The organism is Bradyrhizobium sp. CCBAU 051011 (assembly GCF_009930815.1).
In the GTDB taxonomy this organism is placed as follows: domain Bacteria; phylum Pseudomonadota; class Alphaproteobacteria; order Rhizobiales; family Xanthobacteraceae; genus Bradyrhizobium.
In genome coordinates, this window is record NZ_CP022222.1 from 4,520,191 (window position 1) to 4,535,792 (window position 15,602).

Sequence of the window (15,602 nt, forward strand, 5' to 3'; positions counted from 1 at the left end):
AGGCTGGAGAGGGCTTCAACCTACCGGAAGCGGGGAGGCCGGGCAGCTCCAGATTGTGTGCAATTTGACGGTCAAATTGTTCAAAAAATGTGCATGCAGTTTGGTGGCTGGACTGTAGTATCCGCGGGCATCAGGAGAACCCGCCATGTCCACCGCCGCCAAAGCCGAACGCAAGGGAATGTCCGATGCCGAGGTGGTCGAGGCCTATCTTACGGCGTCGATGATCCCGGATCCCGATGCCGCATCGGCCTATATGAAGCCCGGCACCATCATCACCTTCACCGGCGGGCGGGAGTTCGACCATCCGCGCGGGCCGACCGGCTTCAACGCAAAACGCTATCGCTGGGTCAAGAAGCAGATGGACCGTTTCGACGTCTGCCCCGGCGCGGAGGAGACTGTCGTCTACAGCATCGGCACCCTCTACGGCGAGTGGATCGACGGCACGCCGTTCGAGGGCAACCGCTATGTCGACCGCTTCGTGGTCAGGGGTGGCCAGATCGTGAAGATGGACGTCTGGAACGACAGTGCCGAGCGAATTCTGCTGCAGCGTGGGATCGAGGCGTAGGGGTTTCTCGTCATTGCGAGGAGCGAAGCGACGAAGCAATCCATCTCTCCGCGCGCGTGGAGAGATGGATTGCTTCGACTTCGCTCGCAATGACGGTGGAAACTACCGCGCCCTGACCACCTTCGGCAGCTTCACCACGCGCTCGCCTTCGCCTTCCTCGGCATAGGGCGCCAGAATATCCAGCAAATCCCGGCCGCGCTGTGGGGCAGGGGCCACCAGCGCGCGGCTGGCGACCGAATCCAGATGGCTGTGCATCAGGCTCATCACCTTGACCTCATCCCCCTTGACCAGCGCAGCAATGATCGCGCGGTGCTCGTTGATCGCGCATTCCGACGAATGCGGGCGGCTGTAGAGCGATAGCGTCAGGCAGCAGCGATAGGCGACCTCGCTGACATAGCGCACCAGGATCGGGCTGTTCGTCATGTTGGCGAGCAGGATGTGGAATTCCGTCGCGAGGCGAATCGAGACCGCATCCACGCCGTCGCGGGCGCGGTCCTCGGCATCGACATGGGCGTTCAGCTCGGCAATCTGGGCCTTGGTGAGTTTGCCGGCGAGCTGGCGCACTACCAGCCGCTCGAGCTCGATCCGGATATCAAAGGCATCGCGCGCTTCCTGCCAGCTCGGCGTCGCCACTACCGCAATGCGATTGCGGCGAAGCTCGACGAGACCTTCGGCGGCCAATTGGCCCAGCGCGTGGCGGGCGATGGTGCGGCTGACGCCGAACCTCTCTCCTAGGGAATCCTCCGGCAGTTTCGCCCCCGGCGCCAGCGCCTGCTCGATGATGGCGCGGCGAAGCGCGCGGCAGATCAGCCCGACCTTGTCGGACGGTTCGGCGGTCTTGCTGGCGGGGCGGGGCGCCATCGGCGAATCCTTAGAGGACGTGCTGCGAATGGCGCCTCTTATCACAATTGCCGACCAATTGTGCGCCTCAATTGCATGCAGTTTGAGGGCGGAATTGCACAAAAGGAATCCGCTGGATTGGGCGGCAGATCGCAGGACCATTGATTTCAAAGGCGAGTTTCGCTGGCATCCGGCTTGCATGCACTTCCAGCCATGATGCGCATGCAGCCACACTCCGAATTCGCCGGCTCACCCGTTTCGGCGGCCGCCGCCCCGATCGCCATCGAACTATCGGAAACCTCCGTCACCTTCGGCCGCGGCGCCCGGGCGGTGCCGGCGCTGTCCACCACGACCTTGCGGATCGCCGACGGCGAGTTCGTCGCGCTGGTCGGCCCCTCCGGCTGCGGCAAGTCGACCATCCTGCGGCTGGTCAGCGGCCTGGTGCAACCGTCGTCGGGCGTGGTCATCGTCGGCGGTCGGGAAGTTGCGGCGCGCGCCATGCGCGTCGGCATGGCGTTCCAGAACCCGACCATGCTGCCGTGGATGTCGATCGAGCGGAACATCATGCTGCCGCTCAAGATCGTCGAGCCGTTCCGCTCGCAATTCCGCAAGCTGCGCAAGACCGAATTCCGCGACAAGGCCAACGCGCTTCTTGAGCAGGTCGGCCTCAAGGGGTTCGGCAACCGCTACCCCTGGCAACTCTCCGGCGGCATGCTCCAGCGCGCCAATCTCTGCCGCGCGCTGATCCACGAGCCGCGCATGCTCTTGCTGGATGAGCCCTTCGGCGCGCTCGACCAGTTCACGCGGGAAGAACTGTGGTCGATCCTGCAGGAGCTCTGGATCGCCCACAAGCCGACCGTGCTGCTGGTGACGCACGATCTGCGCGAGGCGGCGTTCCTCGGCAGCCGCATCTGCGTGATGAGCGCGCGCCCCGGCCGCATCCTCGACGACAGCCGCGTCGATTTCGTTCGGCCGCGCACGGTGGCGATGACCTTCGAGCCGGATTTCGTCGCGCTGAACCAGAAGCTGCGCGCCTTCATCGTCGACGCGAGAGGCGCGGCAACCAAGGGGACGGCCTGAGATGTCCGAGTTCGATTATCGCCAGAAGGTCTGGTCGGCGGGGCTGATCGTCCTGTTCTTCGTCGCCTGGGAATTGTTCTGCCTGATGACAGGGATGTCCGACCTGGTGCTGCCGCGGCCGTCGCAGGTGTTCGTCACGCTGTTCGAGAAATTCCCGATCCTGTGGCCGCATATCCTGCAGACGCTGGCGACGACGATGATCGGCTTCGTGCTTGGCGTGGGCCTCGGCGTCGTGCTCGGCGCCATCATCGGCGTTTCCAAGACCGCGTATGACACAGCCTATCCGCTTCTCGTCGGCTTCTCCTCGATTCCGAAGGTCGCTGTCGTGCCGATCTTCGTGCTGTGGTTCGGCTCCGGCACGGTGCCGGCGGTTTTGACCGCGCTCTCGATCTGCTTCTTTCCGATCGTGGTCAACATCGCGACGGGCCTCGCCACCACCGAACCCGAACTGGAAGACGTGCTGAAGGCGTTAGGGGCCAGCAAGCTCGACATTCTCTGGAACGTCGGGCTGCCGCGCACCATGCCGTTCTTCTTTGCTTCCCTGAAGGTTGCGGTTTCCTACGCCTTTGTCGGCGCGGTGCTGTCGGAGACTGTCGCCTCGAACCGCGGCATCGGCAACGTCATGATGACCGCGTCCTCGAATTTCAACGTGCCGCTGGTGTTTGCCGGCCTGTTTGTGCTCGCCGGCCTCGGCGTCGCGCTCTACGTCATCTTCTCGTTGATCGAGGGACGCGTCACCGGCTGGGCCACCCGCAAGAACGACGTGATCACGACATGAACCAGGATTCCGTCAACCGCCATCCAACCCTTATCGAGGAGATCGCCATGTTAGCCAGAGTAACCGCCGCGCTGCTGGGAGTTGCCCTGTTCGCCGGCACCGCCAGCGCGCAGGAGACGACGATCAAGTTCACTCTGGGCTGGAAGACGCAGGGGTCGGACGCCGCATTCTTCTATGCCAAGGACCACGGCTTCTTCAAAGAGGAAGGCCTCAACGTCGTGATCGACCAGGGCGAGGGCTCCGGCGCGACAGTGACGCGCATCATGTCCGGCGCCTATGACGCCGGCTTCGGCGATGTCAACGCCATCATCCAGAACGCCTCGACCAAGCCGCAGGAAGCGCCTGTGATGGTCTACCAGATCTGGAACCAGCCCCCATTTGCGATCGTCACCAAGAAGACCAGCGGCATCAACACCATCAAGGATTTCGAGGGCCGCACGCTCGGCGGCGCGCAGGGCACGCCGACCACGCGGCTGTTGCCGGTGTTTGCCAACAAGAACAAGCTGGAAGGCGAGAAGATCAAGATCTCCAACATGGCGCCGAACCTGCAGGAGCCGATGCTGATCAAGGGCGATATCGACGCGGCGCTGGTGTTCAACATCACGAGCTATTTCAACCTGGTGCTGAACCGTCAGGATCCGGACAAGGACTACAAATGGTTCTCGTTCGGCGATTACGGCCTCGACCTCTATTCCAACGGCCTAATGGTGTCACGCAAGCTGCTCGCGTCCAATCCGAAAGCCGTCGCCGGCCTCGTCCGCGCCGTCAACAAGGCAATGATCGCGATCGCCAAGGACCAGAACGCGGGCATGAAGTCGGCCGTGAACTACGACAATCTCATCAACGTCGATGTCGAGAAGCGGCGCCTGCAGTTTTCCTTCGACAAGCTGATCGTCTCGCCCGAGATGAAGGAGATCGGCGTCGGCGACGTCAAGGACGACCGCATGGCCCGCGCCATCGGCATCATCGTCGAAGGCTACCAGCTCGCCCGCGCGCCTGCGCCGTCGGAGATTTTCTCGCGCGAATTTTTGCCGCCGCGCGCGGAAAGGGAGCTGGTGTATACAGCGAATTGACGCTTGGTGTATCCATTCGTCATTGCGAGCCAACGGGTCGGCGCGAAGCGCCGCCCGATGACAGGCTTCGCGAAGCAATCCATGCCTCTGCACGGGGATAGATGGATTGCTTCGTTTCGCTCCTCGCAATGACGGAGTGCGACTATGATGATGGACGTTCCGGCACACAGCCTGTTCTCCGGCCCGGATCGCGGCTTGCTCAATGACGTCGTGCTGCGGCACGACAACGGGCTCATCACCCACATTTCCGAGGGGGCGCGACCAACAATCGGTCCGCGCACTCTCATCCTTCCCGCCTTCGTCAACGCCCACGACCATGCCCGCCCGGCCGCCTCGTCCTTCGGCGCGCTCGGCATGCCCTTGGAAAGCTGGATCCTCCGTTCCGCGCTCGGCACGCCGGTCGATCCCTACCTGACTGCGGCCTCGGCATTGGCGCGCTCGGCGCGGGCCGGTTGCGCGGCGATGATGATCCATTACACCCGGCCGAGCGGGGCGATGCCGCTGGTCGAGGAAGCAAAAGCCATCGCGCGGGCAGCGTCTGATGTCGGCATCCGCATCGCCTTTGCGCTCGCCGTCCGCGACCAGAATCCGGTGGTGTATGGCGATAGCGAGCCGGTGCTCTCGGAACTCGCGGGCGATGATCGCAAGACGATCGAAGACCTGTTCGTCCGCGCGCCGATGGCGCCAAAGGCCTATATCGAACTGACCGACGCCATCGCCTCTGAGATCGCCGGGCCAAAGATCGATGTGCAACTCGGCCCGGCCGGCGTGCAATGGTGCTCAAAGCCGCTGCTGGAGGCGGTGGCTGAAAATTCGGCGCTGACCGGCCGGCGCATTCACATGCATCTCCTGGAAACTATCTATCAGCGCGCCTGGGCCGACCAGCATTTTCCCGGTGGCGTCGTCCGCTACCTCCGCGACATCGGCTTCCTGTCGGAGCGGCTGACGCTGGCGCATTGCATCCATGCCCGTCCCGACGAAATCGAGATGATCGCAGCGTCAGGCGCGCGCATCGTCACCAATTTCAGTTCCAATTTGCACCTGCGCTCCGGCCTTGCCCCGATCGCCGCGGCGCACCGATGCGGCTGCGCCATTGCGGTCGGGGTCGACGGGCTGGCGCTGGACGAGGATGACGACGTGCTGCGCGAGATGCGGCTGGTGCAGATGATGCACGGCGGCCTCGGCTTTGAGCGAACCTGGACCGCGTCCGAATTCCTGGCGCTCGCGATCGCCAACGGCCGCAAGGCGACGGGTGCCCCCGGAACCGGCGCGCTCCTATCAGGCGCACCGGCCGATTTCGTCACCCTCGATCTCGACCGGCTCGACCGCGACCGCATCATGCCGGTCGATCCGATCGATCTCCTGTTCGCGCGCGGCAACGCCTCGCTGCTGCGCGACGTGGTGGTGGGCGGCCGAAAGATCGTCAGCGATGGCCGCTGCACCGGCGTCGATCTTCCTGACATCGAGCAGGAACTTCGCGGCATCTACCGCGCCAGCGCCGGCAAGCTCTCCGGCTTTCAGCGCGCCTGGCCACAGCTGTCGGCCTCGCTGCAGCGCTGGTTCGAAACCCACCTGGATTGCCGCTAGGCCATCGCGCCTTCAGGCGAAGCATTCCCCTGGAGCCGGGAGCGAACACCCGCGCGCGCATACTTTCAGTGATTTCCGTTTTGCGGAACAAAATTCCACTTGCATCGGATTTCGCGCAAGGTTGTCATGTTCACCAACAAGAATCTGAATTGACAGCGATTTTGCGCCGGAGAATTCGGATCGCGAACGCGAGGGGCACCGGGAACGTCCATGTCTTTCCACAAGCTGCTGATCGCCAACCGCGGCGAGATCGCCATCCGCATCGCGCGTGCAGCAGGCGACGCCGGGCTCGCCACGGTGGCGATCCATTCCGCCGCCGACGCGCAATCGCTGCACATCCGCGCCGCCGACTCGGCCTGCGAAATCCCCGGGCGCGGCGCGCGGGCGTATCTCGATATCGAGGCGGTGATTGCGGCCGCCAAGGCGACCGAGTGCGACGCGGTGCACCCGGGCTATGGTTTCCTCAGCGAGAATGCCGCGCTCGCCCGGCGCTGCATCGAGGAAAGCATCGTCTTCGTCGGGCCGTCGCCGGATGCGCTCGACCTGTTCGGCGACAAGGCGCGGGCCAAGGCGCTGGCCAGGCAATGCGGCGTTCCCGTCATCGAGGGCACCAGCGGGCCGACCAGCCTGGAGGAGGCCAAAACCTTCCTGCAATCGTTGGGTCCGGGCGGCGCCGTCATGATCAAGGCGATCGCCGGCGGCGGCGGCCGCGGCATGCGCATCGTCGATGACGTGGAGCGGCTGGAAGAGGCCTATGCGCGCTGCCAGTCCGAGGCCAACGCCGCCTTCGGCAGCGACGGCGTCTATGTCGAGCGTCTCATCCGCAATGCCCGCCATATCGAGGTGCAGATCATCTGCGACCACCACGGCGCGATCAGCCATCTGTGGGAGCGTGAATGCACCATCCAGCGTCGTAACCAGAAACTCATCGAGGTCGCGCCAAGCCCATCGCTGAACGATGCGCTGCGCACGCGCATCATCGACGCCGCCAAGGACCTCGCGGCTGCCGCCAACTACGACAATCTCGGCACCTTCGAATTCCTCGTCGACAACGACGCCCGGGGAAGCGACAAGGCGTTCGCCTTCATCGAGGCCAATCCGCGGCTGCAGGTCGAGCATACCGTGACCGAGGAGGTGCTTGGCCTCGATCTCGTGCAGTCGCAGCTTGCGGTCGCGGCCGGGGCCACGCTCGGTTCGCTCGGCTTGGCCCAGGGCTACATCCCGCGGCCGCGCGGTTTTGCGATGCAGCTCCGCGTCAACATGGAGGTGATGGACGAAACCGGCGGGACGAAACCCACCGGCGGGACGCTGGCCGTATTCGACCTGCCGTCCGGACCGGGCGTTCGTGTCGACACGTTCGGTTACTCAGGCTACCGGACCAGCACAGCCTTTGACTCGCTGCTCGCAAAAGTCATCGTGCATTCGCCGGGCGGCAACTGGACCGACGTCGTGCACAAGGCCACGCGCACGCTGCGCGAGTTCCGGATCGACGGCGTCGCCACCAACATCCCCTTCCTCGCGGCGATTTTGGCGCATCCGGATTTTGCCGAGAACCGTCTCAGCACCGGCTTCATCGACAAGCACGTCGCGTCCCTGGTTGGCGAGGCCAACTCGACGGCGGAGACGGAACTGGTCGAATCCGGCAGCGCCGCCGATGACGAGACGCTCGCGGCCGCCGTCGTGGCGTCGGCAACCGGCCCGGCGGGTTCGGTCGCGGTGCCGGCGCCGCTGCAAGGCACCATCGTCGCGATCGACGTCGAGGAGGGAGACCTCGTTCGCCCCGGCCAGCAGATCGCCGTGCTCGAATCCATGAAGATGGAGCATCTGGTCACGGCGCCGCATGGCGGCCGGGTGTTGCAGATCGCAGCCGGCTCCGGCATGACGCTGATGCAGGACGAGGCGATCCTCTATCTCGAACCGGCCGAACTCGACGCCCATGATATCGCCGAGGATGAGGACGTCGATCTCGATCACATCCGTCCTGATCTGGCCGAACTGATCGAGCGTCGCGCCATCACGCTGGACGAGAACCGTCCGGCGTCGGTCGAACGCCGCCGCAAGACCGACCAGCGCACGGCGCGCGAAAACGTCGCCCATCTCGTCGATGAAGGATCCTTTGTCGAATACGGATCGCTCGCCATCGCCGCGCAACGTCGCCGCCGCACGGTCGACGATCTCATACGCAACACACCGGCCGACGGCCTGATCTCCGGCGTCGCCACCGTGAACGCTGAAAAATTCGGCGCGGATGCCGCCCGCTGCATGGTGATCGCCTACGACTACACCGTGCTCGCCGGCACGCAGGGACATATGAACCACAAGAAGATCGACCGCATGCTGAGCCTTGCCGAGCAATGGCGGTTGCCGCTGGTGTTTTACGCCGAAGGCGGCGGCGGCCGTCCCGGCGACACCGACCGGCTCGGCATGACCGGTCTCGACGGCCCATCCTTCGTGCAGTTCGCAAAACTCTCAGGATTGGTGCCGGTGATCGGCGTCGTCTCCGGCTACTGCTTCGCCGGCAACGCCGCGATGCTCGGCTGCTGCGATGTCATCATCGCCACGAACAACACATCGATCGGCATGGGGGGACCTGCGATGATCGAGGGCGGCGGCCTCGGCGTCTATCACCCGGCGGAAGTAGGGCCCGTGTCGTTCCAGTCGCCGAACGGCGTCATCGACATCCTGGTCGAGGACGAGGCGGAAGCGACGAGCGCCGCGCAAAAGTACCTGTCGTACTTCCAGGGAGCGATCGCCGACTGGAAGGCGCCGGACCAGCGCCTGTTGCGCCGGGCGATCCCGGAAAACCGCCTGCGTGTCTACGACATCCGCAATGTCATCGATCTCCTCGCCGATGAAGGCTCGGTCCTGGAGATCCGCCGGGATTTCGGCGTCGGCATGATCACCGCCTTCATCCGCATCGAAGGCAAACCGTTCGGCCTGATCGCCAACAATCCAAAGCATCTCGGCGGCGCGATCGATGCGCCGGCCGGCGACAAGGCCGCGCGCTTCATGCAGCTTTGCGACGCCTTTGACATCCCGATCGTCTCGCTGTGCGACACGCCGGGCTTCATGGTCGGGCCCGAAGCGGAAAAGACCGCGATCGTGCGCCATGTCGCGCGCATGTTCGTGACCGGCGCCAGCCTCACCGTGCCGCTGTTCGGCATCGTCCTGCGCAAGGGCTATGGTCTCGGCGCGCAATCCATGATCGGCGGCGGCTTCCACGCCTCCTTCTTCACGGTGGCCTGGCCGACCGGCGAATTCGGCGGCATGGGCCTGGAGGGCTATGTCCGGCTCGGCTTCCGCAAGGAGATGGAAGCGATCGAGGATCCGGCCGAGCGCGAGGACTACTACAAGTCCAAGGTCGCCGAGCTCTACGCCAACGGCAAGGCGGTCTCGATCGCCTCGGTGCTGGAGATCGACGAGGTGATCGATCCCGCCGACACCCGGCAGTGGATCATGGCGGGCCTGCGCTCGGTGCCGAAGCCGGAAGCGCGCACGACCAAGAAACGGCCGTGCATCGATGCGTGGTAGTTTCTCCCCGTCATTGCGAGGAGCAAAGCGACGAAGCAATCCACGCGTCCGCGAGTGCGGAGGGATGGATTGCTTCGCTTCGCTCGCAATGACGATGTGGAGGCAGCAAAGATCGTAGGATGGGTAGAGCGAAGTCGCGTAGGTGGGCAAAGGCGCGATAGCGCCGTGCCCACCATCCATCGAACGCGATTCGCGATGGTGGGGACGCTTCGCTTCGCCCAATCCTACGGGTACCGACATCTGTGATCTCGTGTGTGACTGCCCGACAGGCAAATCAAAAAACTTGTCCAGCCCCTTGCTCAAAAATATTCTGCTTTCGTTCTCACCCAAATCAGTTGCATAACTCCGCCCGTCTCGCGGCAAGATGAGGGGCGTTGGCCATCGTCACGAACGCGCGGTGAGATGCGATGGACACGAGAGCCATGACCGACGTGCGTGGCTGTTGTGTACGGCGAAGTCGTGTGGTTCGGACGCCGCGGTGCTGGCGTTAAGTTCTTAAGAAGCGAAGCTTCTCAGGGATGACGGAGGCAAAAGAGCCGTTCTCCGGGGAGAGCACGAAATAAGCCGTAAAGCCATTGCGCAGGGAAGGCCGGAGTGTTTCCGCTGTACCTGTATGCTCGTGTGCGTTTTTCCTTATGCGCAACGGCACACGAGACCTCGGGTGCAGCAAGCACCCGGTCTTCCCTGCGCCCTCTGCATCGAGGGCAGGAAAGAAGATACAAACCTCGGGCGATCAGCGTCGCGAGACCGCGAAACTATATCCACGTCATTGCGAGCGCAGCGAAGCAATCCATCTCGCGGCGTAACGGAAGAATAGATTGCTTCGCTGCGCTCGCAATGACGGGGGACGGAGCGGCGCTTCGCCGAGTCAGCCAAAATGCTACCCCAACCGCAACTCCTCATACCCCTTCGCCGCCACCTCATCGCACCTTGCGCGATACGCCGGTGCGCTGCCGCTGTAGCGGGCGACGATGCGGGTCTGCTTGCCTTCGACGTTGGAATTGATGCCGGTCATCCACGAATTGACCTCGTTGGACAGCAATCCCTCGCCGAGCGCCTTGACGTGATCGGTCCAGGATTTCACGCCCTCGGGCGTCGCCTCCAGCCGGGTCAGCCCCTTCTCCATCGCGAACAGGATCAGCCCGGTCACCCAGTCGACACTGTATTCGATGCTGCGCGGGATATTGCCGAGCGCGGTGTGCGGTCCCATCAGCATCAGCATGTTCGGAAACTCATGCACCATGATGCCGAGATAGGTTTCAGGTCCGCGCCTCCACTTGTCCTTCAGCCGCACCCCGCTGCTTCCGCGAAAATCGATCTTGTCGAAACTGCCGGTGATGGCGTCGAAGCCGGTCGCATAGATGATGATGTCGAATTCGTATTCGCGGTCGCTGGTCTTGATCCCCTTGGACGTAATCCGCTCGATCGGCGTTTCGTTGATGTCGACCAGCTCGACATTGTCCTGGTTATAGACCTCGTAATAGAAGGTCTCGAGCGGCAGCCGGCGGGTGCCGAAACCGTGATTTTTCGGGATCAGCCTTTCAGCCACCGCCTGGTTCTTCACGCGCTGGCGGATCTTGCGCGCGACGAAATCGGAGATCGTGGCATTCGCCTTGCGGTCGATCAATATGTCCTTGAAATTGCCCTGCCAGATGCCGAAGCCGCGCTCGCCGTAGAGCTTTTCGTAAAATGCCTCGCGCTCCTCGTCCGACACCTCGAACGCGCCGCGTGTATCAGGCGTATGCAGGAAGCAGGCGAAGGTCTCCTTGCAACGGGCGAAGATCTCGGGATAGCCCGCCTTGATTTTCGCCTGCGTCTCGGCGTCGATCTCGCCGTTGTGCAGCGGCGCGCACCAGTTTGGCGTGCGCTGGAACACGGTGAGATGGCCGACCTGTCCGGCAATGGTCTGGATGGTCTGCACGCCGGTAGCGCCGGTGCCGATCACGGCGACGCGCTTCCCGGCGAAATCCACCGGCTGCTTCGGCCACCGCGCGGTGTGGAAGGAGGCACCCTTGAAATCGTCGCGGCCCTCGATCCGTGGCAGCGTCGGCGCGGACAGCGGCCCGATCGCCGTGATCAGGAAACGCGTGCTGTGCTCAGCGCCATCCTCCAGCGTGATCGTCCACGTCCGCGTTTCCTCATCATAGACCGCGGCCGTCACCCGGCTGCGAAACTGGATATCGCGGCGCAGGTCGAACTTGTCGGCGACATAGTTGAGATAACGCAGCGTTTCCGGCTGGCCCGCAAAATGCTCCGACCATTCCCATTCCTCCAGCAGCTCCTTCGAAAACGAGTAGCCGTAGGAATAGCTTTCGGAGTCGAAGCGCGCGCCGGGATAGCGGTTCCAGTACCAGGTGCCGCCGACGTCGGTGCCCGCCTCGAACACCCGCACATGCAAGCCTCGTTCGCGCAAGCGGTAGAGCTGGTAAAGCCCCGACATGCCCGCACCGATGATGATGGCGTCGAAATCCGAAATCGGCGTCGCTCCCGCGTTTATCGTTTGCGCCAAGGCTATCCGCTCTCGCAGCCGTGGACAAACCCCGCATGGACGCGTGGCAGGGTTGCAGGTTTGCCGCCAGCCTGCGCCCTTCGGCTTTACTCGCGACCGCATCTACCCCTATCGTCAGGGTACCGAGCGCCCGGCAAGCGGCGACGGCAGGAGGGGAGGGAAACGATGGCTGAGGCGCTGCGTAAGCTGGCCTCGATCGATGTCAGCGATCCCCATCTCTATCAGGACGATATTTGGCGTCCGCTGTTCGCTCAACTGCGCCTTGACGATCCCGTGCATTATTGCGAGGCGTCGGCGTACGGGCCTTACTGGTCGGTGACGCGTTACGATGACATTTTTGCGGTCGAGCTCGATCATGAGAATTATTCGTCGAGTTCGGAGCTCGGCGGTATTCAGGTGGCCGACCAGCCCAAAGGGCGCGAGATCTCCAATTTCATCCGGATGGATCCGCCCGGTCACACCGCGCAGCGACGCACCGTCGCGCCGATCGTGGCGCCGTCCAACCTCGCCAATTTCGAGCCGCTGATCCGCAAGCGTACTTCCGACGTGCTGGACGCGCTGCCGCGCAACGAGACATTCGACTGGGTCGAGCGGGTCTCGACCGATCTCACCAACATGATGCTGGCGACGCTGTTCGATTTTCCCTGGCAAGATCGCATGAAGCTGACCTGGTGGTCGGATGTCGCAATCGCCAATGTCGATTCGCCTGATGCCGTGGTGCATTCGGAAGCCGAGCGTTACGATGAACTGGCCAGGATGGGCGAGTACTTCCGAAAATTGTGGGATGCGCGTGCGAATGCGCCGCCGACCTTCGACCTGATCTCGATGTTGGCGCATTCCGAGGCGACGCGTCATCTGCAGCCGCGCGAGTTCATCGGCACGATGGCGCTTCTGATCGTCGGCGGCAATGATACCACCCGGAATTCCATGAGCGGCGGCTTGATAGCCCTGGTGGAAAACCCTGAAGAGTTCGAACTGGTCCGCGCACGGCGCGACTTGATCCCGAACCTCGTCTCCGAAATCATCCGCTACCACACGCCGGTGCTGCACATGCGCCGCACGGCGCGCAATGATGTCGAACTCGCCGGTCGCCGCATCGCCAGGGGCGACAAGGTGGTGATGTGGTACATCTCCGGCAATCGCGACGAGAGCAAGATCGACCGCGCCGACGAATTCATCATCGACCGCGCCAAGCCACGGCAGCATCTTTCCTTCGGCGCCGGCATCCACCGCTGCGTCGGCGACCGCTTGGCCGAGCAGCAGATACGCATTCTCTGGGAGGAAATATTGGCAAGAGACCTTCGTTTTGAAATCATGAGCCCGCCGCAACGCCTCTACTCAAACTTCATCCGCGGCATCCGCTCGCTTCCGGTGAGGATTGTAAGCTAGCTCGTCATTCCGGGGCGATGCGTCAGCATCGAACTATGGTGCGCAATTGCGCACCTGAGAATCTCGAGGTTCCGGGTTCATCGCTACGCGATGCCCCGGAACGACAGGAGAGAGATTTAAGGACCAAGAATGAACAAGAACGATCCCGTTGACGTCCTCATCATCGGCGCCGGCGCATCCGGTGCGGCGGTGGCGTGGAGTTTGGCCGAAACGAAAATGCATATCCTCTGTCTCGACCAGGGCGGCTGGATGAAGCCGTCGGAATATCCGAGCACCGGGCGCGACTGGGAGGCAAAATTCTACGGCGAGTGGTCAACCAGCCCGAACATCCGCGGCCGGCCCGAGGACTATCCGATCAACGACGACAACTCGCCGATCAAGGTCGTGAACTTCAACGGCGTCGGCGGCTCGACGGTGATGTACACCGCGCATTGGCCGCGGCTGCACCCGTCCGATTTCAAGGTGCAGACGCTCGACGGCGTCGCTGACGACTGGCCGATCGATTACGACGCACTCACCCCGTTCTTCGAAGAGAACGACCGGATGATGGGCGTCTCGGGTCTGTCGGGCGATCCGTTGTCGCCGCTGACGCACCCGCCGATGCCGCCGCAGCCGCTCGGGCTCTCCGGTCCGTTGATCGGCAAGGCCATGAACAAGCTTGGCTGGCACTGGTGGCCATCGGATACGACGGTCGCGACGATGGATTACGAGGGCAGGGCGCGGTGCATCAATCTCGGCCATTGCACGCCGGCCTGCGCGCAAGGCGCAAAGGCCTCGACCGACATCACCTATTGGCCGCAGGCGATCCGCGCCGGCGTCGAGCTGAAGACGCATTGCCGCGTGCGCGAGATCCTGACCAATGAGCATGGCATGGCCTCCGGCGTCGTCTACTACGACCAGGATGGCATCGAGCAGTTCCAGCCCGCCGAGGTCGTCATCATCGCCTGCAACGGCGTCGGCACGCCGCGGCTGCTCTTGAACTCGGTCTCCGGCCGCTTCCCGAATGGGCTGGCGAATTCATCCGGCCTGGTCGGCAAGAACCTGATGTTCCATCCCTATGCGCAGATCTACGGCTACGTGAAGGAGCCGACCGACAGCAACCGCGCGCCGCCGACTTGCCTGTGGAGCAAGCAGTTCTACGACACTGACCTGTCGCGCGGCTTCGTCCGCGGCTACGGCATCCAGTTCGTCCGCGGCGCAGGGCCGGTGTTCGAGGCCGTGGCGAGCGAGCAAAAAGGGATTCTGCCGTGGGGCGCGGATCATCACCGCGTGTTCCGCAAGCTCAACGGCCATCGGCTCGGGGTCTCCGCGATTTGCGAGGATCTGCCCGAGGAGCACAACCGCGTCACGCTCGATCCGGTGCTGAAGGACAGCCACGGTATCCCGGCGCCGAAGATCGATTACACGATCAGCGAGAACAGCCGGAAGATGATGGAGCATGGGCTGGCGCGCGGCCGGGAGATTCTCGAAATCGCCGGCGCCACCGACATCTGCATCAACAATCCGATTCCCTGGGGCGGCTGGCATCTGCTCGGCACCGCGCGAATGGGCAACGACCCTGCGCGCTCCGTGGTCAACGAATGGGGCCGCTCGCATGACGTGAAAAATCTCTTCATCGTCGACGGCAGCGTGTTCGTCACCTCGGGTGGCGTCAACCCGACCTCGACCATCCAGGCGATCGCGCTCTACATCGCCGACCAGATGAAGCAACGCCTTGCCAACCTCTTCGACTGAGAACGACATGTCCGTAAGCATTGAATTGACCTCAACCCAACGCGACGATCTTCGCACCGTCGCTGCGATGATCATTCCCGCCAGCGACGAATACAAGGTGCCCGGCGCCGACGATCCCGCGATTCAGTCCGACATGCTGGCGACGCTAGGCCGCGACACCGCGCTGGTCGCGCGGGCGCTCGATCATATCGCGCGTCTCGCAGGCCAACCGCTCGCCGAACTCGACACGGCCAAACGCGATGCCGTCGCGACCGAGTTCCGCGCTACTGGCGGTGCCGCGGCGGCGACGCTCGTCCGCGTCGTCCTGCAATGCTACTACCGCGACGACCGCGTGCTGCGCTCGCTCGGACTCGAACTGCGCGCCCCATTCCCGAAGGGCTACACGCTGGAGCATGGCGACTGGGCGCTGCTCGATCCCGTCAAGGCGCGCGCGGGGAAGCTGAGGCGGGCCTAGCAGGCCAGCCCTGCGCCCATCGCAGGCACCTTGCGCAAGCGGTTCCCGGCCACCATCTGAGG

General features: G+C 63.6%; 11 protein-coding genes. 9 read left to right on the forward strand and 2 right to left on the reverse strand.

Annotation, left to right across the window (positions count from 1 at the left end):
* Positions 1-145 precede the first annotated feature (145 nt).
* Positions 146-565 (forward strand): nuclear transport factor 2 family protein, encoded by a 420-nt coding sequence (locus ACH79_RS21255; protein ID WP_161852728.1) that lies wholly within the window; start codon positions 146-148, stop codon positions 563-565.
* A 102-nt stretch (positions 566-667) separates the two neighbouring features.
* On the opposite strand, the gene ACH79_RS21260 is transcribed toward ACH79_RS21255, so the two are convergent.
* A complete protein-coding gene (locus ACH79_RS21260; RefSeq protein WP_161852729.1) occupies positions 668-1,426 on the reverse strand; it encodes a GntR family transcriptional regulator in 759 nt (252 codons plus the stop codon).
* Positions 1,427-1,621: 195 nt separating this feature from the next.
* Between ACH79_RS21260 and ACH79_RS21265 the strand changes: the two genes are divergently transcribed.
* The 5 genes from ACH79_RS21265 to ACH79_RS21285 all read left to right on the forward strand — a co-directional run bounded on the left by ACH79_RS21265 (position 1,622) and on the right by ACH79_RS21285 (position 9,454).
* Positions 1,622-2,485, forward strand: coding sequence for an ABC transporter ATP-binding protein (locus ACH79_RS21265; protein WP_161856486.1), 864 nt, complete (start codon positions 1,622-1,624; stop codon positions 2,483-2,485).
* A 1-nt stretch (position 2,486) separates the two neighbouring features.
* Positions 2,487-3,263, forward strand: coding sequence for an ABC transporter permease (locus ACH79_RS21270; RefSeq protein WP_161852730.1), 777 nt, complete (start codon positions 2,487-2,489; stop codon positions 3,261-3,263).
* A 47-nt stretch (positions 3,264-3,310) separates the two neighbouring features.
* A complete protein-coding gene (locus ACH79_RS21275; protein ID WP_161852731.1) occupies positions 3,311-4,336 on the forward strand; it encodes an ABC transporter substrate-binding protein in 1,026 nt (341 codons plus the stop codon).
* A 144-nt stretch (positions 4,337-4,480) separates the two neighbouring features.
* Positions 4,481-5,923: an amidohydrolase family protein gene (locus tag ACH79_RS21280; protein ID WP_161852732.1), complete on the forward strand. Its 1,443-nt coding sequence runs from the start codon at positions 4,481-4,483 to the stop codon at positions 5,921-5,923.
* Between the two features lie 210 nt (positions 5,924-6,133).
* Positions 6,134-9,454, forward strand: coding sequence for a carboxyl transferase domain-containing protein (locus ACH79_RS21285; RefSeq protein WP_161852733.1), 3,321 nt, complete (start codon positions 6,134-6,136; stop codon positions 9,452-9,454).
* An 880-nt stretch (positions 9,455-10,334) separates the two neighbouring features.
* On the opposite strand, the gene ACH79_RS21290 is transcribed toward ACH79_RS21285, so the two are convergent.
* Positions 10,335-11,963, reverse strand: a complete 1,629-nt coding sequence (locus tag ACH79_RS21290) for an NAD(P)/FAD-dependent oxidoreductase (protein ID WP_246738625.1) — start codon at positions 11,961-11,963, stop codon at positions 10,335-10,337.
* A gap of 165 nt (positions 11,964-12,128) precedes the next feature.
* Between ACH79_RS21290 and ACH79_RS21295 the strand changes: the two genes are divergently transcribed.
* From ACH79_RS21295 to ACH79_RS21305, 3 genes are all read left to right on the forward strand, one after another.
* Positions 12,129-13,352 (forward strand): cytochrome P450, encoded by a 1,224-nt coding sequence (locus ACH79_RS21295; protein ID WP_161852735.1) that lies wholly within the window; start codon positions 12,129-12,131, stop codon positions 13,350-13,352.
* Positions 13,353-13,481: 129 nt separating this feature from the next.
* Positions 13,482-15,086, forward strand: a complete 1,605-nt coding sequence (locus ACH79_RS21300; protein ID WP_161852736.1) for a GMC family oxidoreductase — start codon at positions 13,482-13,484, stop codon at positions 15,084-15,086.
* A gap of 7 nt (positions 15,087-15,093) precedes the next feature.
* A complete protein-coding gene (locus ACH79_RS21305) occupies positions 15,094-15,540 on the forward strand; it encodes a hypothetical protein (protein ID WP_161852737.1) in 447 nt (148 codons plus the stop codon).
* The last annotated feature ends 62 nt before the right edge of the window (positions 15,541-15,602 follow it).

What these genes read in the sequence shown, in the direction of transcription:
- ACH79_RS21305 (WP_161852737.1), top strand. Translation starts at nt 15,094, where the DNA reads ATGTCCGTAAGCATTGAATTGACCTCAACCCAACGCGACGATCTTCGC.
- ACH79_RS21280 (WP_161852732.1), top strand. Translation starts at nt 4,481, where the DNA reads ATGATGATGGACGTTCCGGCACACAGCCTGTTCTCCGGCCCGGATCGC.
- ACH79_RS21300 (WP_161852736.1), top strand. Translation starts at nt 13,482, where the DNA reads ATGAACAAGAACGATCCCGTTGACGTCCTCATCATCGGCGCCGGCGCA.
- ACH79_RS21295 (WP_161852735.1), top strand. Translation starts at nt 12,129, where the DNA reads ATGGCTGAGGCGCTGCGTAAGCTGGCCTCGATCGATGTCAGCGATCCC.
- ACH79_RS21275 (WP_161852731.1), top strand. Translation starts at nt 3,311, where the DNA reads ATGTTAGCCAGAGTAACCGCCGCGCTGCTGGGAGTTGCCCTGTTCGCC.
- ACH79_RS21265 (WP_161856486.1), top strand. Translation starts at nt 1,622, where the DNA reads ATGCGCATGCAGCCACACTCCGAATTCGCCGGCTCACCCGTTTCGGCG.
- ACH79_RS21285 (WP_161852733.1), top strand. Translation starts at nt 6,134, where the DNA reads ATGTCTTTCCACAAGCTGCTGATCGCCAACCGCGGCGAGATCGCCATC.
- ACH79_RS21260 (WP_161852729.1), bottom strand. Translation starts at nt 1,426, where the DNA reads ATGGCGCCCCGCCCCGCCAGCAAGACCGCCGAACCGTCCGACAAGGTC.
- ACH79_RS21255 (WP_161852728.1), top strand. Translation starts at nt 146, where the DNA reads ATGTCCACCGCCGCCAAAGCCGAACGCAAGGGAATGTCCGATGCCGAG.
- ACH79_RS21270 (WP_161852730.1), top strand. Translation starts at nt 2,487, where the DNA reads ATGTCCGAGTTCGATTATCGCCAGAAGGTCTGGTCGGCGGGGCTGATC.